The organism is Gammaproteobacteria bacterium (assembly GCA_028817225.1).
Taxonomy (GTDB): Bacteria; Pseudomonadota; Gammaproteobacteria; order Poriferisulfidales; family Oxydemutatoraceae; genus Oxydemutator.
This window is the reverse complement of the sequence record JAPPQC010000035.1, coordinates 23,662-47,823: the sequence shown is the minus strand read 5'-3', so window position 1 is coordinate 47,823 and position 24,162 is coordinate 23,662. Positions and strand designations below refer to the sequence as shown.

Annotated in this window: 26 protein-coding genes and 1 other RNA gene; 23 read left to right on the top strand and 4 right to left on the bottom strand. The window is 65.3% G+C overall.

The window, feature by feature from the left end; all coding sequences use genetic code 11:
- From OXU50_05010 to OXU50_05000, 3 genes are all read left to right on the top strand, one after another.
- Positions 1-5,140, top strand: a 5,140-nt coding sequence (locus tag OXU50_05010) for a hypothetical protein (GenBank protein MDD9869232.1), incomplete at its 5' end; no start/stop codon positions are given.
- Positions 5,133-5,747: a rhombosortase gene (rrtA, locus tag OXU50_05005; protein MDD9869231.1), complete on the top strand. Its 615-nt coding sequence runs from the start codon at positions 5,133-5,135 to the stop codon at positions 5,745-5,747. The genes OXU50_05010 and rrtA, both read left to right, overlap by 8 nt.
- A 145-nt stretch (positions 5,748-5,892) precedes the next feature.
- Positions 5,893-6,342 (top strand): hypothetical protein, encoded by a 450-nt coding sequence (locus tag OXU50_05000; GenBank protein MDD9869230.1) that lies wholly within the window; start codon positions 5,893-5,895, stop codon positions 6,340-6,342.
- A gap of 7 nt (positions 6,343-6,349) precedes the next feature.
- Here the strand turns inward: OXU50_05000 and ssrS are convergent.
- The 3 genes from ssrS to OXU50_04985 form a co-directional block, all read right to left on the bottom strand.
- Positions 6,350-6,534, bottom strand: a non-coding RNA gene (ssrS, locus tag OXU50_04995) — 6S RNA.
- Positions 6,523-6,846, bottom strand: coding sequence for a cell division protein ZapA (locus OXU50_04990; GenBank protein MDD9869229.1), 324 nt, complete (start codon positions 6,844-6,846; stop codon positions 6,523-6,525). Before OXU50_04990 ends, ssrS begins: the two co-directional genes overlap by 12 nt.
- Positions 6,843-7,088 (bottom strand): TIGR02449 family protein, encoded by a 246-nt coding sequence (locus OXU50_04985; GenBank protein MDD9869228.1) that lies wholly within the window; start codon positions 7,086-7,088, stop codon positions 6,843-6,845. Before OXU50_04985 ends, OXU50_04990 begins: the two co-directional genes overlap by 4 nt.
- Before the next feature lie 223 nt (positions 7,089-7,311).
- Here OXU50_04985 and OXU50_04980 point away from each other — a divergent pair, with 223 nt between their 5' ends.
- From OXU50_04980 to OXU50_04970, 3 genes are read left to right on the top strand one after another with little or no spacing between them, the layout of a single operon-like run.
- Complete coding sequence (locus tag OXU50_04980) at positions 7,312-8,628, top strand: aminopeptidase P N-terminal domain-containing protein (protein MDD9869227.1); 1,317 nt, start codon at positions 7,312-7,314, stop codon at positions 8,626-8,628.
- 58 nt (positions 8,629-8,686) lie between these two features.
- Complete coding sequence (locus OXU50_04975; protein MDD9869226.1) at positions 8,687-9,958, top strand: FAD-dependent oxidoreductase; 1,272 nt, start codon at positions 8,687-8,689, stop codon at positions 9,956-9,958.
- Entirely contained in the window at positions 9,912-11,141 is a 1,230-nt protein-coding gene (locus OXU50_04970; protein ID MDD9869225.1) for an FAD-dependent monooxygenase, read from the top strand. Before OXU50_04975 ends, OXU50_04970 begins: the two co-directional genes overlap by 47 nt.
- A 12-nt stretch (positions 11,142-11,153) precedes the next feature.
- On the opposite strand, the gene tpx is transcribed toward OXU50_04970, so the two are convergent.
- Positions 11,154-11,660, bottom strand: a complete 507-nt coding sequence (gene tpx, locus OXU50_04965) for a thiol peroxidase (GenBank protein ID MDD9869224.1) — start codon at positions 11,658-11,660, stop codon at positions 11,154-11,156.
- A gap of 88 nt (positions 11,661-11,748) precedes the next feature.
- Here tpx and OXU50_04960 point away from each other — a divergent pair, with 88 nt between their 5' ends.
- The 17 genes from OXU50_04960 to OXU50_04880 all read left to right on the top strand — a co-directional run bounded on the left by OXU50_04960 (position 11,749) and on the right by OXU50_04880 (position 24,123).
- Entirely contained in the window at positions 11,749-12,555 is an 807-nt protein-coding gene (locus tag OXU50_04960) for an outer membrane beta-barrel protein (protein ID MDD9869223.1), read from the top strand.
- A gap of 167 nt (positions 12,556-12,722) precedes the next feature.
- Positions 12,723-13,028 (top strand): Nif11-like leader peptide family natural product precursor, encoded by a 306-nt coding sequence (locus OXU50_04955; protein ID MDD9869222.1) that lies wholly within the window; start codon positions 12,723-12,725, stop codon positions 13,026-13,028.
- Between the two features lie 5 nt (positions 13,029-13,033).
- Positions 13,034-13,372: a hypothetical protein gene (locus OXU50_04950; GenBank protein ID MDD9869221.1), complete on the top strand. Its 339-nt coding sequence runs from the start codon at positions 13,034-13,036 to the stop codon at positions 13,370-13,372.
- Between the two features lie 13 nt (positions 13,373-13,385).
- Positions 13,386-13,733 (top strand): Nif11-like leader peptide family natural product precursor, encoded by a 348-nt coding sequence (locus tag OXU50_04945; protein ID MDD9869220.1) that lies wholly within the window; start codon positions 13,386-13,388, stop codon positions 13,731-13,733.
- 97 nt (positions 13,734-13,830) lie between these two features.
- Positions 13,831-14,160: a Nif11-like leader peptide family natural product precursor gene (locus tag OXU50_04940; protein ID MDD9869219.1), complete on the top strand. Its 330-nt coding sequence runs from the start codon at positions 13,831-13,833 to the stop codon at positions 14,158-14,160.
- A gap of 212 nt (positions 14,161-14,372) precedes the next feature.
- On the top strand, positions 14,373-14,702 hold the full coding sequence (locus OXU50_04935) for a Nif11-like leader peptide family natural product precursor (protein MDD9869218.1): 330 nt from the start codon (positions 14,373-14,375) through the stop codon (positions 14,700-14,702).
- Complete coding sequence (locus OXU50_04930) at positions 14,702-15,049, top strand: Nif11 family protein (GenBank protein MDD9869217.1); 348 nt, start codon at positions 14,702-14,704, stop codon at positions 15,047-15,049. The genes OXU50_04935 and OXU50_04930 overlap by 1 nt, the downstream gene beginning before the upstream one ends.
- A 248-nt stretch (positions 15,050-15,297) precedes the next feature.
- Positions 15,298-15,720 carry a sulfur oxidation c-type cytochrome SoxX gene (gene soxX, locus OXU50_04925; GenBank protein ID MDD9869216.1) on the top strand — a complete coding sequence of 141 codons (423 nt, stop codon included), beginning with the start codon at positions 15,298-15,300 and terminating at the stop codon, positions 15,718-15,720.
- Between the two features lie 20 nt (positions 15,721-15,740).
- Positions 15,741-16,193, top strand: coding sequence for a thiosulfate oxidation carrier protein SoxY (gene soxY, locus OXU50_04920; GenBank protein ID MDD9869215.1), 453 nt, complete (start codon positions 15,741-15,743; stop codon positions 16,191-16,193).
- Positions 16,194-16,202: 9 nt separating this feature from the next.
- Positions 16,203-16,514, top strand: a complete 312-nt coding sequence (gene soxZ, locus OXU50_04915) for a thiosulfate oxidation carrier complex protein SoxZ (GenBank protein ID MDD9869214.1) — start codon at positions 16,203-16,205, stop codon at positions 16,512-16,514.
- Positions 16,515-16,531: 17 nt separating this feature from the next.
- Complete coding sequence (gene soxA, locus OXU50_04910) at positions 16,532-17,371, top strand: sulfur oxidation c-type cytochrome SoxA (GenBank protein ID MDD9869213.1); 840 nt, start codon at positions 16,532-16,534, stop codon at positions 17,369-17,371.
- A gap of 13 nt (positions 17,372-17,384) precedes the next feature.
- Entirely contained in the window at positions 17,385-17,771 is a 387-nt protein-coding gene (locus tag OXU50_04905; GenBank protein MDD9869212.1) for a SoxXA-binding protein, read from the top strand.
- A gap of 11 nt (positions 17,772-17,782) precedes the next feature.
- Positions 17,783-19,516, top strand: a complete 1,734-nt coding sequence (soxB, locus tag OXU50_04900) for a thiosulfohydrolase SoxB (protein MDD9869211.1) — start codon at positions 17,783-17,785, stop codon at positions 19,514-19,516.
- Positions 19,517-19,629: 113 nt separating this feature from the next.
- Positions 19,630-20,124 (top strand): heme-binding protein, encoded by a 495-nt coding sequence (locus OXU50_04895; protein ID MDD9869210.1) that lies wholly within the window; start codon positions 19,630-19,632, stop codon positions 20,122-20,124.
- On the top strand, positions 20,124-21,167 hold the full coding sequence (locus OXU50_04890; protein MDD9869209.1) for a thioredoxin fold domain-containing protein: 1,044 nt from the start codon (positions 20,124-20,126) through the stop codon (positions 21,165-21,167). The genes OXU50_04895 and OXU50_04890 overlap by 1 nt, the downstream gene beginning before the upstream one ends.
- Positions 21,168-21,323: 156 nt before the next feature.
- Positions 21,324-22,508, top strand: coding sequence for a porin (locus tag OXU50_04885; GenBank protein MDD9869208.1), 1,185 nt, complete (start codon positions 21,324-21,326; stop codon positions 22,506-22,508).
- Positions 22,509-22,728: 220 nt separating this feature from the next.
- A complete protein-coding gene (locus tag OXU50_04880; GenBank protein MDD9869207.1) occupies positions 22,729-24,123 on the top strand; it encodes a hypothetical protein in 1,395 nt (464 codons plus the stop codon).
- Positions 24,124-24,162: the final 39 nt, after the last annotated feature.

Below are 24,162 nucleotides of genomic sequence, written 5' to 3'. Positions count from 1 at the left end.
CATTGTCGTCAACCGCGCAAGCGTTGATGACAATGCCAACAACACCCTGGCGGACGGCAGCACCAATTCCTACACCTTTGTATTCAACGACAACGCCGCGCCGCGCCTGGAAAGTGTGCAGCAAATTGCCTTCTCGCAAGTTCGGGGCACACCGACGGCGGTCGGCTGGAGAGTGGTTTTCACCGAGCCGGTGAGCGGGGCCGATTCGGTGGGCGACTTCCGGATTTACAGGCTGCCTTCAGGCAACCGGCCCCCGGATTTTTCAACGGAAGCAGGCTCGCCCGCCATTGGCACTTTGTCGCCGGGCAGTGTCAGCGGGAGCGAGGACACTTACACACTGACGGTTACCATCCCCGAACCGGTCGGCGAGGATGCGCATTACACGGTGTCGCTGGCCGATGGCAACAACATCAGCGCGGCTGCCGGTCCCGGCACCCTCAGGGCGGTGCCTGCGGCGGGGCTAAGGGCGCCTGCGGAAGACACTTTCGTCGCAACGCTGCAAGATTTGTCGCCGCCGGTGCTGGTGGGCGCGCCGGTCTTGTCGGACGACAACGGCGAGATTACCTACACCTTCAATGAAGGCGTGCAATTTGCCGGCACGCCGGGCGATTTTGCCGGCCTGGTCGCCGTGGCAAGAAACACCCAGGGTTTGACAGACCTGAACGGTGTGAACCGGGTTCGCGTCTTGCAGCAGGCGATCAACGACTTCTCGATTACCGCCGCCTCCGTCAGCGGGGCGCAAGTGATTCTGACGGTGAACATTGACGGCACGGTTACGATTCCGGCGCCCGATTATCTGCAAGTGACCCTTCCGAACGACCGGATTGTGGACCTGCCTGCCGGAGGGGGCAGCGACGGCTATGACGGCGTGGCCCACAGGTTCACCCTGATGGACGCGGCGCAGCCGACCGTCGCCGAGGCCACCACGACCTCAATTACGCTTGATGCCGCCGACAACCTGTACGACGCCGAATGGCGCGTGCGTTTCTCGGAGCCGGTGAGCGGCGTGGTCGCCGGCAGTTTTTCGGTTTGCATGGTGGCCGCCGCCACCGATGCTTGCAGCGCCGGCACCGTGCTGACCAACGCCGTGAATTCGGCGACTGCCGAGGGCGGCAGCGACTTTCGCACCTACACCGTCGTGGCGCGCGATTTGGCGCAGCAGGTTGGCCCGACCTGGTACCGGCTGAGGGTTGACGACACGCCGGGCATTGTCGAACGGCTCGGCGCCGGCAGGGCGCCGACGGGATTGCCGCACACGGCCCCCGCACACCGCGCCGCCGACACCGTCGGGCCGCTGGTGCAGGCCGGACAGTCCATCGCCAACCCCGATTCCACGGCCCGCCTGATGGTGCCTTTCAGTGAAACGCTTGGCGCGGTGGATGAAGGCAGAATCAGTGCCGCGCTTGCCGCCCCGCAGAGTGAATGGATTACCGGAGTTTCCGTGTCCGGCGCCACCATTGACGCCGCCACATTGACTGTGACGGTTGTCACTTCCGGGCCGGCGCCGCTGAACGGCCTGTCGCCGGATGGCGGCGAGGGAATCAGGCTGACGCTTGGGCAGGGCGCCGTCAGCGACGAACACGGCAACGCCAACCCCACCCGCAATGTGGACTTCACGCTGAATGAAAACGCGGCGCCGCAAGTGGCGAGGGTCAGCGGGCAATCCAGCGATGTGATTGTGGCCGGTGCGAGCCGCACCGCGACCATGACCTGGACGGTCGTCTTTACCGAGACGGTGCGCGGCGTTGGCACCGACAATTTCGGGCTGCTCCGGGTGACGGGCGAACTGCCGTCGGTTACCAGCGCCGCATACAGCCTGTCCGGGCGCGGATTCACCGCGACGACGGCCGGTGGCTCGGTTACAACCATGGGCGGCGCCTACGCCGAAACCTATACCGTGGAGACCAATGTGGATGCCGGCCCTTCGGGCAGCCCGGAGCGTTACATCCTCGTGGTGATGGACAGCGCCAACACCGTGCAGGATGACGACGGCAGGTCGCTGGGCGGCGATCGGTTCCTTAGCCCGATTACATCGGTGGACGACCGGGTGCCGCCGGTGGTGCGCATGGCACAGGCAACCACGACCACGACCGCCGGGCAAATCAGCATCACGGTTGAATTCAACGAGGCGTTGCTGCCGGGAAGCGTTACGGCGCTGCAGAACAGTCTCGGACAATACGCGAACGGCGTGTTGCAGAATCCGGACGCCGACTACGCGACGGTTGAGAGCGCGCGGCTGACCGGTGTTTCCCTGTCGAGCAACCGACTGGAGTTCACCGCCAATCTGGGCGGCACGCTGGACGGGCATGAATCGGCGGTCGGCGTTGAGCAATTCAGATTCACAATCCCGGCGGGGCTTGTGGTGGACAATTCCATCCGCCAAAACCCGACGACGATGCCGACGCCGTTCACCATCACGGTGCCGGAAACCGGCGCGCCGGAGGTCACGGGCTTCAGCGTGGTTTACTCGGAAGAGACCAATCCCGGCAGCGACGACGGCCTGTTCAACATCCGCTATCTGGCGGAATTCACCGAGCCGGTCACCATTGCGACCACGGCCACCGCCTTTGTGCTGTATCAGGTCGCGGACAGGGCGGCGACGCGGATTCGGCCCGCGCCCGGAGGCGACACGAGCGTGCAGAGCGGGCTTTCCTCGCCGGTTCGCATCACGGCGATGCCCGTCGGGTTTGAGACCACGAGGACGGGAGCGAGGTATCTGGTTACTTACGAGGGAATCCAGCGCCCGATGATGAATGTGCGCGGTTATGTCGCGTTTCTGAATGCCTCGGAGGCGGTTGATGCGGCGAGCCGGACGCTGGAGGATTGCTCGTGGAGAGACGGCGCCGCCAGCGGCTGTTTGTCGGCGTCCGCCGATGTTTCCGACACGGTGCCGCCGAAGTTTGCCGGCGACCAGGCAAGATACGGCAGCGGCCAGGACCGCCTGTGGGTGACCTTCAACGAGCCGATTTCGGTTCCCGGCGGTTCCGATGGGTCGTCGCTGCAGGGCTTCACGGTGAACCTGCGGACGCCGCAAGGCGACGAGGTTGCGGTGAGTGCGGCGCTTTACAGGAGGGCGGTGCAGACCAACGAATCGAACGGCTCCGTTGAACTGCAACTCGCCCGCGCGGTTACCATGACAACGGTGTATGTGACCTATCAGCCGCCGTCGTCGGGGCTGGTCATTCACGACGACGCGCCGGCGCGCGGTTTGAACGATGTGCCGAATCGCGTTGTCGCGACGCTGGGGCCGCAGATGTTGCAGCTGGATGCGGCCCATGATTCGGACAACGACGGCGTGCCGGATTCGGTCGAGGCGCAGATCGGCGCCAACCCGTGGGCGACCGCCGACAACGACCCGCGGGCGCAAAACCTGCCTGAACTGGCGCTGACGCGAGGCGCGGGCACCGCCCACATCGCCTACGCCGGCATCCGCGCCGACGGCGTTCTGGATCACCTCGGCGTGTCGGTAACGACCGGCGCGCGCACGCGCACGCTGGCTTATTATTCGGACAACTGCGCCACCGAGCAACTGCTGGGCGGCGCCTGCACGCTGGTGGACTTCGGCAACATCCCGGCGGCGGCGGACCACCGGATTGCGTGGGTCGCCACCAACGAGAATGGCTACCCGGTTACGGTGGCGCAAACGATACACCGCGTGCGCGAACTGAACATGGCGAACGAGCGCCTGTTCTTCCTGGCAAGCGATGCGAACGCGAGCACGCTCGCCGTCGCCGCGGCGCTGGACGCGCCGACGGCGGATGCGCTGACGCTGGTTACCAGCCCGGCGCTGACCATCTCCGGCCTGTCCGGTGTGGTTGCGAAGAGCGACATCAGCGGCACCTCGCAGACTTACACAATCACCGGCCTGATGAGCGGCGGCGGCAATGTGCTGTGGCGCGTTGGCGATGGCATCGGCGCGCTGGCGGCGTCGAGTTATTCACTGGGCCTGTCGTCGCGGACGCAGGTTGTCCGGTTGGGCGATGATTTCCTGCCGCCGTCGCTGGGGCAGCCGACGCTGACGGACAGCAGCGGCAATGAAAGGCTTGGCCTGACCGAGGGAAGCTTCACGGTTGCACTGGAGGCGCGGGACGCCACCGCTGCGCCGACGGCAGCCGACGAGACAGGCGCGCCGGTGCTGACCGCCATCACGCCCGCCGCGTTCAGCGCCGGCGCGGACGAAGTCAGCGTGTCGTTCACGGTGCCTGCGGGCGCCAGAACCGCGACGAGAACCTCGGTCAGCCTGCGCATCACGGTTCCCGGCGCGGGGCCGTCCGAATCGTCGCTGCTGGTTACCTGGCCGCTGGTGCCGCCCGGCAATGTGCTGGCGGGCGTCACTTCCGACACCGATGCGGACGGCATTCCGGACAACATCGGCGCCGACCTCTTTGTCGGCGACGGCGCGCTGCCTGTCGCGGTGGCCGCCGGCGGCAGGGAAGTCGCGGGCCGCGCGTCGTGGCACCACATTCGCACCGGGCTGCCGCAGCACAGAATGTGCGTCGGCGGCCTGACGCTGCGCTACGCCGCCACGGTGGACAATCCGTTTGACAGTTATGACGACTGGGCGGCGTCGTTCTCGGTTGATGAACTGGAGACAGTGGGCGTGCCGCGCCCGCCGCAGGCGCTGCGCTCGGCTTACAACTTCGGCGTTTGCGGCGTGGACTACGACACCGCGCCCAGAAGTGCGACGGACACGACGGCGGCCATCACCGGGGGCCGCGCGGTGGTCATCATTCCGCTGCCGCAGGACCTGCACGATGACACGAGCGTGGGCATCTACAAATTCCTCAGCGCCGACAATGCGTGGCAGGCGGTTGCCGCCCGCAGCGGCGACTTTGAATGGGGCTTCATGCCGCTGCAAAACGGCGTCTGCCCGGTTGTCAACGAGGTGCCGGCGACTTCCGCCAAGCGCGCGGGAGACGCCTGCCTGGTCGTCAGAATCAGGGACGGCGGCGAATATGACAACGACGGCAGCATCAACGGCGTGATTGACGATCCCATCGGCGTCAGGGCGGGCGGTGTGGCCGGCGGTGGCGGCGGCGGCGGCGGTGGCGGCGCTTTCGGCCCGTTCGGACTCTTTGCGATATTGCTCTTTGTTGCGGCGGCGCTGCTGCGCACACGGCGGCGGCGCGTGAATGCCTGACAGCGGGCTTCTGCGGAGCCTGCTTCCTGAAATACTGCTGGCCGTTGCCGTTGCGGCGGCGGCGGCGGTGACCACGCTGGAAACACTCCAGGCTTTTTCCCTCTACAACCGCGGCCTGATTGAGGCCGGCGAATGGTGGCGTTTGCTGACGGGCAATTTCGCCCACCTGAACCTGCGCCACCTGCTGCTCGACCTGGTCGCCTGGATACTCATCTTCCTGCTGGGGCGCGCGTGGCTGAGCGTTGCCGACTGGATAGTCAGCCTCGTCGTCTGCTGCCTGGCGGTGTCCGCCGGTTTGTACTGGTTCTCGCCGGAAATCGGCGTTTTCGGCGGCCTGTCCGGCGCGCTGCACGGCCTGTTCGCGCTGATGGCGCTGAAACAACTGCGCGCGGGCGACCGCCTCGGCTGGCTGCTGCTGCTGCTGGTGACGCTTAAACTGCTGTATGAAGGCCGCTACGGCGGAACGCCGGGTACTTCGGAACTGATTGGCGTGCCGGTCGCCGCCCAGACCCATCTCTACGGCGCGCTCGGCGGCATCGCGCTTTTCCCGCTGCTGCTGCTGGCCGACCGGCTCAGAAAGGGAACACAGCGAATACGGGCGCAATAACGCCGCCGCCCCGCCCCGCCCCCTGCATGCACCCGTAAAAAAACCCGGCAGCGCCGAAACGCTGCCGGGTTTGTTGCGAAGAAAGGGGGCTTCCGGAGAACCCCCCCGCCGTCTGGCTTACCTTCTCTTGGTGGTGCGCCGTTTCTTGACGGTTCTCCGCTTTTTGACGGTACGCCGTTTCTTGACAGTGCGCCGCTTCTTCACGGTGCGCCGCTTTTTGACGGTGCGCCGTTTCTTGACGGTGCGCCGTTTCTTGACGGTGCGCCGTTTCTTGACGGTTCTCCGCTTCTTGACGGTGCGCCGTTTCTTGACGGTGCGCCGCTTTTTGACCGTGCGCCTCTTTTTGACGGTGCGCTTCTTTTTGGTGGCAGCCTTTCTTTTGACGGTGCGCCGCCTTTTGACGGTGCGTCTCTTCTTGGGAGCCGCCCGCTTGGTGGTGCGCCGTTTGGTCGTTCTGCGTTTTGCCGCAGACTTCCTCTTTACAAGTCGCTTTTTAGTGCGTCTTTTAATGGCCATCAGTACCTCCTGTCATGGTTGTTGGCGATGGAGCCGGAATGCCGCGCCACGGCGGGCCTGGCGGGCTGAATTCGGTTGAAAAGTGAGATAACTCCGTAGAAGTCGTCGTCCCCGTCCTCCTTTGAACCATTGGGTTCAGAGAACAGGCCGCTTCCGCCGCCATCAGGCTTCTCATCGCAATGAGCATGCACACCGGCGACGGCGTTGACCCGTCTTTTCAAGAAGTACGGCAAAGGATCATCCAGGGGACTAACGAGTATCACAGAGTTATCTCAAGACTTTCAGAATCTTTCTGGTTGCCGGCGCCGGAGGACTCGCAGCCGGTTTCAACCAGGTGAATCAGGTGGGTGACTTTTTCGCGCAGCATGCGCCGCGTTTTCAGCAACTGGTCGGTCAGGTTGAGCGCGGTGATGACCGAGACCTTTTCATTGTCGGCGGTGGCGGCGGCCTGCTTCATGCCGGCAAACAGCTGGTTGAGATGGTTGGCCGCCTCGTGCAGGTTCTGCTCTTCTTCCGGCTCGCACGCCACGAGGTAGTGTCTTCCGAGAATATTGATTTCAATGTTGGAGAGATTGCGGTTCATTGGGGGGCGGGGTGTTGGCCGTTGATTGCACGGAGGCGTTTGACAAGCGACTCAAACTTCTTTGTCACTTGCTGGTTTCTTTCAATCAGCATTTTGTTTTCCGAAAGAAGATTGTGTTGTTCATCGCGCAGGACTCTGTTCTCTTCGGCGAGACGGCCGTGGCTGCCGAGCAGTTTTTCAATTTGCCGCTCCAGCTCTTCAATCGGATGAAGTCCTTCAATAAGAGTTTCCGACTGACTCATGTGCTGAATAGTATGATATTTTTTTCATTGGTCAAGTAAAAAAAACAAGAAAATTTTCGGCCAAATCCGCTACACTTGAGCGAAGAAATTCGCGGACGCTTTCCGGCGCCGCAAAACACCGCGAAACGCGCCATCGGAGCCGTCTCTAAATGTATGAAATAAAAAGAAATATTGAACACCGCAGAAGCGGTTATCATGAACGCGCAGGTGGACGAATATGGGCATGAAAAACAAAAACACCGGTCATTCGCCGCAGGAATTTGCAAAACGCCGGCGCCGCGTTTTGCGCGAAATCGGGCGCGATTCGCTGCTGTGCGTGCGCGCCGCGCCGCGCCGGATTTACGCCGGGGATGTGGATTATCCCTACCGCCAGAGCAGCGATTTTGCGTACCTCACCGGCCTGAACGAAGACGCGATGGTCGCGGTCTTCGCGCCCGGCTGCGAACACGGAAACTACATTCTGTTCTGCACGCCGAACGACGACACGAGAACATTGTGGGAAGGGCGCCGCGTCGGCGTGCGCGCCGCCGCCCGCGAACACGGCGCCGATCTGGCGCTGCCGGTTGCAGACTTCGCCGAATGGCTGCCGCGCCTGCTCGGCGGACGCCGCCGGCTGTACTGCGATCTGGACGACACCGCCCACCTGGCCGAACTGGCGGCGGCGTGCGCGCAGGCGCGCCGCGCCGCGCGCGGCGCGGCGGCGCCGCGCGAACTGGCCGACATGGGCCTGGTGCTGCACGAGATGCGCATCAAAAAGTCGCCGTCGGAATTGCGGCTGATGCGCCGCGCCGCCGAAATCTCGGTGGCCGCGCACCGGCGCGCGTGGCGCGTGTGCCGCCCGGGTTTGCACGAACATGAAATCGCCGCCGAGTTGCTGCACGAGTTTCACCGCCACGGCGCGGCGTCGGCCTACCCGCCGATTGTCGGCGGCGGCGCCAACGCCTGCGTGCTGCATTACACCGACAACCGCTCCGCGCTGAAAGACGGCGACCTGCTGCTGATTGACGCCGGCGCCGAGGTGTGCCTGTACGCCGGCGATGTGACGCGCACGATACCGGTCAACGGGCGTTTCCGCCCGGCGCAGCGCGAACTCTACGAGATTGTGCTGGAGGCGCAGGAAAAGGCCATTGCCGCGGTTGTTCCGGGCCACACCTGGGAGGATGTCCACGCCGCCGCGGTCGCCGCGCTGACACGCGGGCTGGTCGCGGCGGGGCTGCTGCGCGGGCGCGTGCCGTCGCTGATACGCAAGCGCGCCTATTCGCGGTTTTACATGCACGGCACCGGCCACTGGCTCGGCATGAATGTGCACGACGCCGGCGCCTACATGAAGGATGGCCGCGCGCGCCGTTTTGAGCCGGGCATGGTGCTGACGATTGAGCCGGGGCTGTATGTGCGCGCCGCGCGCGATGTGCCGCGGCGCTGGTGGAACACCGGCATCCGCATTGAAGACGATGTGCTGGTTACATCGCGCGCGCCGCGCGTGCTGACCGCGGCGCTGCCGAAAGAAGCCGCCGACATTGAAGCGGCAATGGCGCAATGAACGCCGGCTGCGACATTGCAATCCCCGGCGTTGGCCTGGCCGGTTTTGCGCCGGTGCAATGAACGCCGACTGCGACATTGCAATCCTCGGCGCCGGTCTGGCCGGGTCGGCGCTGGCGCTGGCGCTGCGCGGCAGCGGCGCGCGCATCACCGTTATTGAGACACACGATTTGGCGGCGCCCGCAACGCTTGCCTGTCGTGGGCCGCTGCGCGCGATTGCGCTGTCCGATGTCAGCAAACGCATCTTGCAGCACCTCGGCGCGTGGGACGCGCTGCGCGGGCGCGCCTGGCCGGTTCGCAGGATACATGTGTCCGAGCAGGGCGTTTTCGGCGTAACCCGCATTCGCGCCGAAGAAGAGGGGCTGGATGCGCTCGGGCAGGTTGTGCTCGCGTCGGATCTGGCGCAGGCGCTGCACCGCCTGCTGCGCGCGTCGCCGCAGGTGTCGCTGTTGTCGCCCGCGCGCGCCGCGGAAGTCGCGCGCCATTCCGACGATGTCACCGTCCGCGTTGACGGCGAAGGCGGCGTGTTACAACTGCGCGCGAAGTTGCTGGTGCTGGCCGACGGCGGCGCGTCGGGTTTTTCCGAACGCCTCGGCTTTCGTTTCCGGACGACGGATTACCGCCAGTCGGCGGTGGTCGCCGCGATTGACGGCGGCGACGGCGACGGCGATGTCGCCTTTGAGCGTTTCACCGCGCACGGCCCGCTGGCGGTGCTGCCCGCCGGAGGCCGGCGGCGCGTGGTCGCGTGGGTGCACGCCCGCGATGACGCCGCCGCCGTCGCCGCGCTGGCCGACGATGAATTCACCGCGCGTTTGCAGCGCGACCTGGGCTGGCGTCTCGGCAAACTGCAAAACCCGGGGCCGCGCTTTGTCTATCCGCTGGGGCTGAGCCGCTCGCTTGACATGGTGCGCGGGCGCGTCGCGCTGCTGGGCGATGCCGCGCACCGGGTACATCCGGTGGCGGGGCAGGGTTTCAACCTGGCGTTGCGCGATGTCGCGTTTTTGTCCGAGTGCGTGTTTGACGCGCCGCGCGACCCGTGCGATCCCGGCGCCGCCGCCGTGCTCAATGCCTGGCGCCGCCGCCGCACCGCGGATGTGCGGCGTGTCGTGCGCTTCACCGACGCCCTTGCGCGGTTGTTCGTGATGCCCGGCAAGCCCGCCGCATGCGCGCGCGGCGCGGGCCTCGCCGCGCTGGATTTGCTGCCGCCGCTACGCCGCGGCCTCGTACGCCGCGGCCTGGGCCTGGTGCCGCCGTGGCCGCGGCTGGCGGGCGAACCACTGGCGGATGAACCGCTGGCTGACGAACGCTTCGCCGGCGACTTTCCGGTGTGACATGCGGCGCGGCGTGCAGCATCAACCGCCGGTCGCCGTCGTCGGCGGCGGCGTCATCGGTCTGGCCTGCGCCGCGCGCCTCGCGCTGGACGGGCGCCGCGTGCTGCTGTTCGCCGCGCGCCCGCCGCGTGCGCCGGACAATGCCGCCGCCGATGTCTATGAACCGCGCACCTACGCCCTGAGCGCCGCCTCGTGCGCTTTTCTCAACGACATCGGCGCGCCGCCGCCGCGCCACTGCCGCTTTCGCGCGCTGGAAGTGTGGGACGCCGAAGGCGGCGGCCACATTCATTTCAGCGCCGCCGGGTTCGGCGTTTCGCATCTCGGCATTGTTGTTGAACACAGCCTGCTGGTGCAGGCGCTGTTTGCGCGCCTCGACACGCTGGCGCAGGTCGAGCGCGTGGAAGCGCCGCCGCTTGCGGTCGAGAACAACCCGGAAACCGGGCGGCGGCGCATCTTCACCGGCGACGGCGAACGCGAGGCGGGCTTTGTCATCGGCGCCGACGGCGCTCACTCGCGCGTGCGCGACTGGATGGGCGTTGCCTGGCGGCGCCGCGATTACCGGCAGACGGCGCTTGCGGCGGTCGTGCGCACCGCGCAGCCGCACCAATCAACCTGCTGGCAGTGTTTTTCGGACGACGGCGTGGTGGCTTTTCTGCCGCTGGCCGGGCGGGTTTGCGCGGTGGTGTGGTCGTGTTCGCGCGAGCGCGCGCAGGAATTGCTGCAAAGCGGCGCCGCCTTTTTCGAGCCGCAACTTGAGCGCGCGTTCGGCGCACGCCTCGGCGCGATTGAGTTGTTGTCCGGCATCGCGTCGTTTCCGCTGCACGGCGGCATCGTGGACGACTATGTAAAGCCGGGCTTTGCGCTGGTCGGCGACGCCGCGCACAGCGTCCACCCGCTCGCCGGGCAGGGGGCCAATCTGGGTTTCGCCGACCTGGCCGCGCTGTTCGCGGCGCTGGAGCAAAGCCGCGGCGGCGGTTTCTCGTGGCCGGTGCTGCGCCGCTACCAGCGCGCCGTCAAGGCGCGCAACCAATGGATGAAGGGCGGGCTGGAGGCGCTGCTATGGCTGTTTTCGCGTTCGCAGCCGGCGCTGGTGTCGGTTCGCAGCGCCGGTTTGAGCGGTGTCGGGCGCATTGCGCCGCTGAAGAATTTCTTTATGCGCCGCGCCGGCGTCGTCGCGCGTTAGCGTGCGGGCCGCCTACGCCGGTTGCAGCGCGGCCAGCGCCGCGTCGTAATCCGGCTCGTCGCTGATTTCGCCGACCAGTTCGTTGTGCAGCACCTTGTTTTCCTCGTCCAGCAGCACAATCGCGCGCGCCGTGATGCCGGCCAGCGGGCCTTCCTCAATCAGCACGCCGTAGTCGCGCGCGAACTCGCGCGAGCGCATCATGGACAGCACGACGATGTTGCCAAGCCCCTCGGTGCTGCAGAAGCGGTCCATCGCGAAGGGCAGGTCGGCGGAGACGACGATGACCGCGACATTGTCGAGTTTCGCCGCCGCCTCGTTGAATTTTCTGGTGGAGGTCGCGCACACCGGCGTGTCGAGGCTCGGCACAATGCTGATCAGTTTCTTTCTGCCCGCGAAGTCTTTCAGCATCATGTCCTGAAGGTCCTTGTTGGCCAGTTTGAAATCGGGCGCGTCCGCGCCGACCGCGGGCAGGTCGCCGCTGGTGTGAATCGGGTTGCCCTGCAGGGTGATAGTCGCCATCTGGTTGCTCCATAAAGTTGTGTCGTGGGAAAGGGGGCCGTATTATACTGAAACCGCATTCAAACCAACGAGGAGGATGAAACAAACAATGAACAACGGCATTCCCCCCTTTTTTGGCGCCGCCACAGCGCTGCTGCGGCGCCTGTCGGCGGCGGTGCTGCTCGCGGCGCTGGCCCCGGCGGCGGCGCAGGAGCGGCCCGCAGGCGGCTTTTACGGCGGCTTTTCCATCGGCGCGGAATTCGCCGACACCGACTACGAGAAGGGCGTCGGCCTGAACAGCCCGCCCTCCTACGAGGCCGACGACGACAGCGAGACCGACGCCCTCCACGCCGCCCGCGCGCTGTTCGGCTACCGCCACTGGTTTGATTCGTTCTGCTTTGTGGACGGCGAGGTGGATGCCGGCGTTTATTCCAACACGCGCGTCAGCGGCCGTCTGGCGGGCACCGGCACCAGCCGCGCCACCAACAATGTCTTTCCGGGCGACTGGACGCTGGAGAAAAACCGCAGCGCGTCGCTGACGGCCCGCTTCGGAATCCGCGCCGATGCCGTCGGCGTGTCCTACGGAACCAACACCGCCCTCTACCTGCTGGCCGGCGTCGGCTGGCTCGACCTGACGGCGCAGGCGGGCTTTGACAACCGCCCGCCGCCGCCGGGCACCCCCGAGGTGGTCGGCGTTTCCCGCTACGGCAAGGATGTGCAGCCGTGGAGCGTCGGCGTCGGCGTTGAGTCGGACATCGCCGCCGGGCGCGCCGGCCTTGAGGTGCGGCGCACCGAATACGACTTTTCATGGAGCGGCTCCGGCACCGGCGCCGCCGGCGACCCGCGCACCGACCACGATGTGGATGTCGAGGAATGGGGCGTTTATCTGCGCTATGTCAGGCCCTTCGGCCTGTGACGGCGCCGGGGGCGCGAAAACGGCGGTTTCCGGCCCGGTGAGCGGGCTGAAAGCCTTGTGTGGCGGGCTTTTCCGCACTGCAACATGTTTCTGAACGGATACCGCCGGAAATGTCTGCTACTATCTGAAAACTACCCGATTTCATGCAACCGCAAGGAGGTAAAAAAATGGACAAGCAAACCGAAGTTATCCGGTTTTTCGAGGCCGCGAAGAACGACGAACAGATTCTCGTCGCCCTGAAAGAGACCCGGAACGAAGACGAGGCCGCCGAAGTGGCCAGGCGTTTCGGTTACCACTTCACCGGCGAGGACATCCTGGCAACGATGGATGTGGAAATCTACGCGATGGACGATGCGATGATCGAGGACATCGTCGGCGGAACGCAGATTGACTACACCAAGGATCCGATGGCCTATTGGGGCACGCCGGATTACCGGCGCTATTGGGCCAACTACCCCGATGGCGGAGGTTGATGGCAGTGGCCGGAGTTCATCGCAGTTCAGTCCTCAAGTTTTTTGAGGATGCCAGGGCCAATGCGCGTTTGAGCGCGGCGCTGGCGGAAGCGGGCAGCGAAAGCGACATCGCCGGGGTGGCGAAGCGGCACGGCTACGAGCTGAGCGCCGCCGACATCAAGGCGTGCTGGAACGGCAGCCCTGAGGCAATAGACGACACCGCGGCGGCGCAAGTCGCCGGCGGCGTCAGTGACATAGACCCGCTGCCGACTTTGCGCGTCGGCTCGGCCGGCTGGAGGAGTTTCTGGAACGGATACTCCGCAGGCCACGGCGGGGGTGACTTCGGAGGAGACTATGAAGAGTAACCAGCAAGCAGCAGTGAAGTTCTTTGAGGACGCCAGAACCGACGCGCACCTGAGCGCGGCGCTGGCGAAGGCCAACAGCGAAAGCGATGTCGCCGAGGTGGCGAAGCAGCACGGCTACGAACTGGATGTCGGCGACATCCAGGCCGGCTGGAGCCGCAGCCTCGAGGCGCTTGAAGACGCCTCGACGCACGGCGTCTCCGGCGGGCTTGCCCGTCCGGTGGATGCCCTGCCGCTGGGCATGGGCATCGGCACGCCCGAGTGGGCGGGCTTCTGGCGCGGCTATGCCGGCGGCGCCTACGAGGAAGACTTCACCGGCTCGTCGAATGTGACCGTCGTTGAAGTCAAACGGCCCGGCGGCTGAGCGCGCTGTCAGAGGTTTCTGAGCGCACAGGGCCGGCAAAACAGAGTAACATGCCGGTCGTTTGCAAGGACAACAACCTGAAGCAAAGGAGGTTCCAATGAGCAAATATGAAGCAGTGACAAAGTTTTTCGAGGAAACAAAGACGAACGAAAGTTTGCGTGCGGCTTTGACGAAGACGAAAAACGAAGATGATGTGATTGAGGTGGCGAAGAAGTTCGGTTATGACTTTACCCGTTCGGATGTCGCCGCCGCCAAGGCGCAGAAGTACGGCGCGGTGGATGACGCCGCCATGGGCGGTGTCGCCGGCGGTATCGTTGACTGCGGTGAGATAGACTACACCGCGGACCCGCTGCGCTACTGGGGGACGGACCGGTACCACCAGTACTGGCATCGTCCGACCACGGGCAAGACGGGCGGCGGTCTCTGAGGAGCGCCGCACCGGGAGGCGGCCCCGCGCCGTCTCCTCCCGTGCCAGACGCCCGGCGCTTGTCGCCGGGCGTTTTTTTATCCGCCGCCCGCCGCCGCCTGCGGCGCTGCCACAAGGCCTGCGGCACTGCCACAAGTTTCTGAGCGCACCGGCGCGGCGGAAGTGGCTATAATGACAACCGTTCAATACCGAACCAAAAACGGAGGTACACGATGAGCAAATATGAAGCAGTTTCGAAGTTTTTCGATGAAACCAGGACCAACGCGTACCTGCGCGCGGCCCTGATGGAGACGGGAAGCGAAGACGATGTCATTGAAGTGGCGAAGAAATTCGGATACGACTTCACCAGCGCCGATGTCACCGCAGCCAAAGAGGAAAAATACGGCGCGGTGGACGACACCGCGATGAGCGGCATTGCCGGCGGCGCCGGGGTGGACTACACCGTGGATCCGATGCGCTACTGGGGAACCTCGCGGTGGGACGACTACTGGAGGGGCTACCCGGACGAAGGCGACCGATACAGCGGACGGGGACGGGGCTGATGAGCAAGCAGGAAACCGTTCTCAACTTCTTTGAGGAAGCCAAAACCAACGCCGATTTGCGCGCCGCTTTGGCGGATGCGGGAGACGGCAGCGGTGTGATTGAAGTCGCAAAGCAGTATGGCTACGACTTCGGCCTTTCCGACATCGCCGACGCCGCCAGAAGCAAGCGCGGCGGAGACGACGAAGGCGCGCTGGACGATACCGCGATGAGCGGCATTTCCGGCGGCGCCGGGGTGGACTACACCGTGGATCCGATGCGCTACTGGGGCACCTCGCAGTGGGACGACTACTGGAGGGGTTACCCGGACGAAGGCGAGCGCCCCCGGGGCCGGGGCCGCGGCGGATAAGCCGGCGGCAAGGCGCAATCCCGGGGTTTAACGATTACTGAGGGCTGGTTTGTCCCGACGCAGTTCCTCGGTAGCCTGCGGGAAACGGCCTTGAATGGGGCCGTTTTCCGCTTTTTTCAGGACGCCTGGCGGTTTTGGCCGCCGGGCGTTTTTTTTGCCCGTCCCTTGCGCCCCCCTTGACAGGCTCTTTGCAGTTATACCACAATCCTGCCATCATAGCCCATAATTCATAGACAGGGGGGCAAATCTTGATACTGAGAAAAACAACGAGCCAGACAACGAGCCAAACAACGGGCCGGACAACGGGCCAAACCACAGGCGGCACCAACGGCCAACTGCTTGCGGCGGCGTTTGCGGCGCTGCTGCTGGCCGCGACCGCATCGCTGGCCGACGGCCACGGCGCCGTCGAGGAAGGCAAGGCGCTGACCTTCGACCGCAAGAAAGGCAACTGCCTGGCCTGCCACTACATCGCCGGCGCGGTGTCGCCCGGCAACATCGGGCCGGCGCTGGCCGGCATGAAGGCGCGTTATCCGAAGAAGGAGGACCTGCGCGCCCGCATCTGGGATGTGACGGAGTTCGCCCCCGAGGCCATGATGCCGCCCTTCGGCAGGCACAAAATCCTGTCCGAAGACGAAATCACCAAAATAACCGAATACATTTACACTTTGTAGCAAAGTGAGGAAGGTGTGACATGAATCTCAAACGCAGACAAATTATTCGCGGCGGCCTCGCCGCCGCAGCCGCGGCGCTGCTGCCGCAATCGCTGTGGGCCGCGGTGTGGCCGCAGAAGGCCTTCGAGTCGAAGAAAATCGCCGACACCATCAGCAGTCTGACCGGCGGCGCCGCCGTCAGCGAGGACGGGCGCATCGCCATCAAGGCGCCGGAAATCGCCGAGAACGGCGCGGTGGTTCCGGTCGGCGTCAGCGCCGACATGGACAATGTGCAGACCATCGCGATTCTGGTGGACAACAACCCGCTGCCGCTGACATCCAGTTATGAATTGCAGGGCGCGTCTTCGCCGGAAGTCTCGACCCGCATCAAGATGCTGAAGACATCCGATGTCATCGCGCTGGTCAAGGCCGACGGCAAATACTACAGCGCCAGCAAGAATGTCAAGGTGACCATCGGCGGCTGCGGCGGCTGAGGGGCAATCATGGCAAAGAAACTGAAAGTGCGGACCAAGCAGGAAGGCGGCTACACCGTCGTCAAGACGCTGATTACGCACCCGATGGAGACCGGCCTTCGCAAAGGCTCGGACGGCAAACTGGTGCCGGCGCATTTCATCAAGGAAGTGGTGTTCAAGGCCGGCGGCAAGGTGGTGTTCCGGGCGCACTGGGGCACCGGCATCGCCAGGAACCCGTATTTGTCGTTCCGCTTCAAGGGCGCCGGCGCCGGCGACGACCTTGAAATCGCGTGGGTGGACAACACCGGCGAATCCGACACCACCACGGTGAAAATCAAATGACGACGAGAGGCCGAAAAATGACCGGAAAAATACTCGCGGGCGTGCTCGGCGCGGCGTGTTTTGCGCTGGCGCCGGCGATGCTGCACGCCGACCCGCAAAGCGACCTGGAAATCTACCAGCGCTTCTTCAAGCAGAAATACCCCGACATCCCGTTCATGCAGTTTGCCGACGGCGCCTACGCGCTGAACGAGCAGATGCGCCAGAACTGGGAGGCCATCGAGGAATTCCCGCCGTACGGGCCTTTCGTTGACAGCGGCGAAAAACTGTGGGGCACGCCGTTTGCGAACGGCAAGGGTTACCGCGACTGCTTCCCCGAAGGGCCGGCGATGCAGCACAAGTTCCCGCGCTGGGACAAGGAGCAGGGCCAGGTCGTCACGCTGTCGCTGGCGCTGAACCAGTGCCGCGAGACGCACGGCGAGAAGAAGATGAAATACAAGGGCAGCCCGCTGGTGGATTTGCTGTCGTATGTCGCCTACCAGAGCCGCGGCAAGAAGATCAATGTCGTGGTGCCGAAAGACGACCCGCGCGCGCTCGCGGCCTATCAGAAGGGCAAGGATTTTTATTTCACGCGGCGCGGCCAGTTGAATTTCTCGTGCGCGCACTGCCATTTCAAGAACTCGGGCATGTCGCTGCGCACCGACATCCTCAGCACCGCCGTCGGCCAGACCACCGGGTGGCCGGTGTACCGCTCAAAGTGGGGCACCGCGGGCACCTTGCACCGCCGCTACACCGGGTGCAACAAGCAGGTGCGCGCCAAGCCGTTCAAGCGCGAGTCCGAGCAGTACCGCAATCTCGAGTACTTCCATACGCACATGAGCAACGGCCTGGCGCTGAACGGCCCGTCGGCGCGCAAGTGAGGCGAGGTTCGGCATGACAAGACAATCCGACGCCGCTCAATCGCGGCGGCTCACAGAGCGGCAGCCCGCCGCCGCCTGGTCGCGGCGGCTCACGGCGAGCCTTCTTGTGGGGGTGGCGCTGTTTTCGGTGGTGGTGTTGACGGGCGCCGGCAAGGGCGACCGGGCGGCGTTTGACCGCCTGCACGGCGAGGCCGAGAAGGCGCGGCAGAAGGCCGACTCCATCGGCGGCGAATGGCGCGACACCGCCAAATTCCTGAAGCAGGCCAAGGCCGCCGCCGACGCCGGCAAACTCGGCGACGCGATGAAACTGGCGCGCAAGGCGAAGGAAGAAGGCGAGTTGGGCTACCGCCAGGCGAGTTCACAGAAAGGCAACGTGCAGGTTCCTTCCTACTTGAAGTAGCGGAGGGGGCTTTGCATCTTTCCCGGCGCCAGTTCCTGACGGTACTCGGAAACGGCGTCATCGCCGGCGTCGTCGGGCGCGCGCCGGCGCTGTCGGCGGACGCCGCCGGCCTTTCCCGCTACGGCAACCTGCGGCTGCTGCATTTCACCGACTGCCACGCGCAACTGCTGCCGTCGTGGTTTCGCGAGCCGGGCGTCAATCTCGGCGTCGGCGGCGCCGCCAACCGCGCGCCGCACCTGGTCGGCGGCAATCTGCTGCGCCGTTTTGACATCACCGACGCGCGCTTCGCCCACGCGCTGACCCACCTTGACTTCGAGCGCGCCGCGCGCAAATACGGCAAGGTCGGCGGCTTCGCCCACCTGGCGACGCTGGTCAAGCGCCTGCGCGCCGACGCCGGCGGCGCCAGTCTGCTGCTTGACGGCGGCGACACCTGGCAGGGTTCGGGCACCGCCTACTGGACGCGGGGCCGCGACATGATCGGCGCCGCCAACCTGCTCGGCGTTGATGTGATGACCGGCCACTGGGAATTCACCTACCACGACCGCGAGGTGCTCGACAACATCGGGCGCTTCAACGGCGATTTCATCGCCCACAATGTCAGCCTGACCGAAGAGGGCCTGTTTGAAGACCAGCCCGCCCACGACGCCGCCGGCGGCCATGTTTTCAAACCCTACACGGTCAAGCGCGCCGGCGATGCCCGCGTCGCCGTCATCGGCCAGGCGTTTCCGTACACGCCGATAGCAAACCCGTCGCGCTTTATTCCGTACTGGACTTTCGGCATCCGCGAGGCGGCGCTGCAAAAACTGGTGCGGCGCGTGCGCGACAAGGAAAAACCCGACGCCGTCGTGCTGCTGTCGCACAACGGCATGGATGTGGACCTGAAACTGGCGGCGCGGGTCGCCGGCCTTGACGCGATACTCGGCGGCCACACGCACGACGGCGTGCCCGGCGCCATTGAAGTCTCCAACGCCGGCGGCATGACGCTGGTGACCAACGCCGGCTGCAACGGCAAGTTCCTCGGCGTGATGGACCTGGACATCCGCCGCCGCCGCGTGGCCGGCTACCGCTACCGCCTGCTGCCGGTGTTCTCCAACCTGATCAAGGCGGACGCGGCGATGAGCGACTACATCGCCGAAGTCAGAAAGCCGTACCGCAAGCGCCTGGACGAGCCGCTCGCGCGCAGCGAGACGCTGCTTTACCGGCGCGACAATTTTGAGGGCACCTTCGACCGCCTGATTTGCGACGCGCTGCGCGAAAGGCTGGACGCGCAGATTGCGCTGTCGCCGGGGTTCCGGTGGGGAACGAGCATCCTGCCGGGCGAGATGATTCGCATGGAGAATGTGCTCGACCAGACCTGCATGACCTATCCGGAGACTTATGTAACCGAGATGACCGGCGAGCAGTTGAAACTCGTGTTTGAGGATGTGTGCGACAATCTGTTCAACCCGGACCCGTACCGGCAGCAGGGCGGCGACATGGTGCGCGCCGGCGGACTGCACTACACCTGCGACCCGCTGGCCGGCGCCGGGCGGCGCATTTCCGGCATGCGCCTGGACGACGGCGCGCTGATTGATCCGGGCAAACGCTACAAGGTGGCGGGCTGGGCGACGGTTCGCTCGCGCTCCGCCGGCGAGCCGGTGTGGGATGTGGTGGCGGCGTATTTGCGCGACCGCAAGACGGTGGCGCCGTCCGGACGCCGCCCGAAATTACTGAATGTGGCGGGCAACCAGGGCGCCGGAGCCTGAATGTTCGCCGGGAGGCTGCAATGAGGAATCATCCAACTGACCAACGCCGGACGGCGCGGCATCTGTCCGCCGCCGTCGCGGTATTCGCGGCGCTCTGTCGCCGGACAAGCGCCATGACGACAGGGCGCTTGCCCGCCGCTGCCGCGGTGTTCGCGCTGTTGTGCGGCGCCGCGTTCGCGGCGGACGACAAGGCAAGGCCGTACCTGGAAACGCGCATGCTGTCGGCGGAACTGTCGGCGCGCGCGGCCAACCAGGCGCTGGCCGCGTGCACTGAAAAAGGCTGGCAGGTGGCCGTCGCCGTGGTGTCGCGCGAGGGCCATCTGTCGCATTTCGCGCGCCACCCGCTGGCCGGCCCGCACACCATCACCATCAGCCGCAAAAAGGCCTACACGGCGGCGGTCGCGCGCGTGCCGACGCACAGCGTCGCCGATATTGAACAACTCAATTTCATGCGGCGCATGACGACGATGCGCGGCGGCGTGCCGATTTCGGTCGGCGGTTATTTCTACGGCGGCATCGGCGTGTCGGGCGCGACCAGCGAAGACGACGAGGTCTGCGCGCAGGCCGGCGTTGAGGCGGTCGCCGAGGAACTGGAGTTCGGCGAGTAATGGCGTTTCGCAACGCGGTTGTCTTGTGCCTGTGCCTGGCGTGGGCCGCTGCGCCCGCGCTGGCCGCCGACGACGCCAACCGCGGCGGCGGCATGGAGAACCCGGGGCACATCGAGCATCCGGCGTGGTTCAAGGTGTCGTTTCTCGACATCGCCGAAGACATCGCCGAGGCGCGCGACGCCGGCAAGCACTATGTGCTGTATTTCTACCAGGACGGCTGCCCGTACTGCAAGAAACTGATTGAGGACAACTTCGGCCAGTTTGAGATTGCCGACTACACGCAGCGCCATTTCGACCTGGTCGCGCTGGACATGTTCGGCTCGCGCGAGGTCACCGGCCTGGACGGCGCCGTCATCAGCGAGAAGGCGTTTCTGAAGCGCCACCGGGTGCAGGCGACGCCGACGATGATCTTCTTCGACATGAAGGGCAACATCGCCTTCCGGATGAACGGCTATTACCCGCCCGGCAAGTTTTTCGATGTGCTGCAATATGTCGCCGAAAAGCAGTACTACGAGATGAAGTACATAGACTACCTGAAACAGCGCCCGGCGCGCGAGGCGAGCGGCGTGCTGCACAGCCTGGAAGGCGCCGCAAAGCCGCCCTTTGATGTGCGGCGACTGATTGACGACAGCGGCAAGCCGCTGCTGGTGCTGTTTGAGCAGAAACAGTGCCTGACCTGCGACGAACTGCACGGCGACATCCTGCGCCGCGAGGAGAGCGCCGAATTGCTGCGCCTTTTCCGCACCGCCCAGGTGGATATTCGCGGCGGCGGCGAGGTGGTGACGCCCGAAGGCGCCACGCTCGAGGTGCCGGCGTGGCTGGAGTCGCTGAACATCCGTTATGTGCCGACACTGCTGTTTTTCGACACCGGCGCGAACGAGGCGTTCCGGCTGGAGGGCTATGTGAAATCGTTTCATATCCAGTCGGCGATGGAATATGTCGCCCTCGGCGCGCACGCCGCGCAGCCGGACTTTCAGGCGTTTCTGCGCGAGCGCACGGCGCGCTTCAAGGCGCGGGGCATTGAGGTGGATATCCTGAATTAGGGGTTGAGCGGATTGCGGGGCAGGCCCGGCGGTGGCCGCATTGCCACAATTCTGGCATAATGGCGGCATCGTGGCCGGTGTTTCAATGCCACAGGCGGGCCGCCCGCCCCGTGAACCGTCCATTATTTACTTGCAAACCATTAGAAAGGAGAACTGATGATGTTGATTTCCAGAACCCGGCTTGCCGCGGCGGTGTTTTTGCCGCTGTGCCTGTCGGTTGCACCGATGACGGCGTCCGCCGCCAAGTTCAAGGTCAAGGACGGGCCGACGCTTGATATTTTCGGCTTCGCCCAACTCGGCTTTGAGCAGTACGACAGACCGAACAGTTCGCGCGACAACCTTGAGTTTGACACCGACCGCGTTCGTTTCGGCACCAAGGCGAAGTGGGGCGCATGGGACGGCGCCCTGCATTTCGACGGCAACACAAACCGTTCCGACACCAGCGGCAGGACTTCGCTCGACCGCAAGATACGCGATGCGTTTATTCGCTACAAATTCAGCGATGCCGCGCAAATCAAGGTCGGCCAGTACAAGACGCCAATTGGCATGGGCTTCAACATCAGCGGCACCAGACTGCCGTTGGTCAAGCGGACAATGGCGAGCCGCCTGGTGCTCGACCGCACCATCGGCGCGATGATGAGCGGGCGCCACATCGGCGGCAGCAAGGAAACCGGCGGTTTCGGCTATGACATCGGCGTCTTCAACAGCGCCGACCGTTCGCCGGCGGGCATGATTGACCGGAATCAGAAAGGCGAGGACCACAGCTACGCCTTTCGCGTGATGTACGACCACGGCAAGATGTTTCATCTGCAGGGGTCTTACGGCGAGATTGAAAGTGCCGGAGGGCTGGCTGGAGAGACCTGCGCGGATGCCGACGACATGACCACCGGTTTTCAGCCGTCGCAGGTCGGCTGCACGGCGGCGGCTCAGGTGCTCGACAGCGAAGACTACGAAGTCTGGGATGTCGGCATGATCTACAAGAACGGGCCGATTCACCTGCGCGCCGAGTATATTGACGGCGAGAATGTGGACGGCAGGGACGAATACGACGAGCAATCGTGGTATGTGATGGCCGCCTACCGCTTCAACGACATCGTCGAGGGCGTGGTGCGCTACCAGGACGCGGAATGCGACAACTGCGACGGCGTTCCGAACCACGACCAGGACCTCGACCGTTTTGAGGCGGGCCTGAACTTCTTCCTCGGCCCCACCGAGCGCACGGGCCGCCTTCAGTTGAACTATGTCAGCGTCGGCGGTGACGAGGAAGACTATGTCGGCGAGGCCGGCGGCAGCGACAACCGCTTTGACGCCGTTCTTGGCCAGTTGCAACTGTACTTCTGACCCCGCACCGACGGCAAAGCCGTGCGTGCGGCGGCATTCGCGCAGCGTTTTGCCGCCGCCGCACTGCTGAACCCGCACCCGCGGAAACGGCAGGCCGGCCCCGCTGCAAAGGGCGCCGCCTGCCGTTTTTTTGTGCTGGTATGATGGCCCGCCGCCCGGTTTCCCGCCGTCCGTTTCAAGGCGCCGCCCGCCGTTCTTTTATGCTGGTATGATGGCCGCCATGACCACCTTGACCAGGCGCTTTTTCAGACGCGCCGCCGTTGCGGTGCTGGCCGCGGCGCTGGCGGTGTCGGCGGCGCCCGCCGCCGAGCGCGGCGCGGCGCGGGTTGCCGTGGTTTCGCTGCTGGGGGATGTTTTCCCGTCCATTTATCTCGGCTCGACGGCGATGTCGAAGAAACGCCACCGGACGCGGGTCGCGCCGTGGCGTCTTGACGACCATGTCCGCGATGTCGTCACCGCGGTTATCCGCCGCGAGGGCCGCCTGCGCCCGGTGGATTTCCGCCCCGACCGCAAGGCGTGGATGCAGGTGTACACCGACGAATTCCGCCTGTTTGATGACAGCAACTACGACCTGAAAAAAATCCGCGGCGCCGTCCGCGCGCTGCGTTCAAGGCACGGCGCCGACACGCTGATACTGGTGCTCGCCGACCGCGTCACCGACCCCATTGAGGAGTCTTCCACCGAACTCGGCGGCTACGGGCTGTACCGGCACGACTTCATCCTCGACCGCAGTTATCTCTACGCCTTTTTCAGGGTGCTCGCGGTGGATACGCGCACGCTGGAGATAAAGGCGCAGGCCAGGGTCGCCGCGCACACGACGGTGGAGCGCAAATTCTGGAGCGCCGGGCTGAACAAACTGCCGCCGCCGGCGCGCCGCGCGCTGCGCGCGATGACGCGGCAACTGCTCGCGGCCAACACGGCGCAGGCGCTGGCCGACGCCGGCCTGGCCGCGCGCGCCAGCGTGGCGCCGCCGCATGAAGAGGACGACGGCGACGCCATCGAGGTTGAGTTGGTCGGCGTTGAATTCATGCCGCCCGGCGGCGACCGCGCAGGCCGCCAGCCGTCGTACGCCGACAATGGCGCGCGCCGCCACGCCGACAGCGACACACGGCGTCACGGCGCCGATGACGCACAGCGCCACGCCGACAGCAACGCCGCTGCGGACAGCGCCCGCCACACCCGCAGCACCGCCGGCGGCGACTACGAAGCCGCCGCGCGGCAACTCTTCATCGCGCTGGACATGGAGGCGGCGTTCAACCGCTACGCGCTTGATTATGTGCAAAACCGCGTTTTGGGCGGCGCCGGCCACCCGGACCTGTACCGCGATGTCTGCCGGCGGTGGGTTGCCGAGCACTTTCGCTGGCCGGCGCTGAAAAACCGGGTTGTCGCGCTTTACCGCCGCCAGGGCCTCAGCGCCCGCGACCTCGCGGAACTGGCCGATTTCGGCGCCTCGGCGGCTGGCGGCAAGGCGCTCGGCGGCGGCGCCTTCTCCGGCGCCGGGCAGCGCCAGATTTGGCGCCAGGTGGCGTCCGCAAAGCGCCTGAAAGCCCTTCGCAGGGCCGTTTCCGCCCGCAAACGCCTGATTCTGCGCGAGGCCGAAAATCTCGCCAGATGAGAGGGTGCCAAAGGTATCTGAACGGCCACCCCGGCTGAA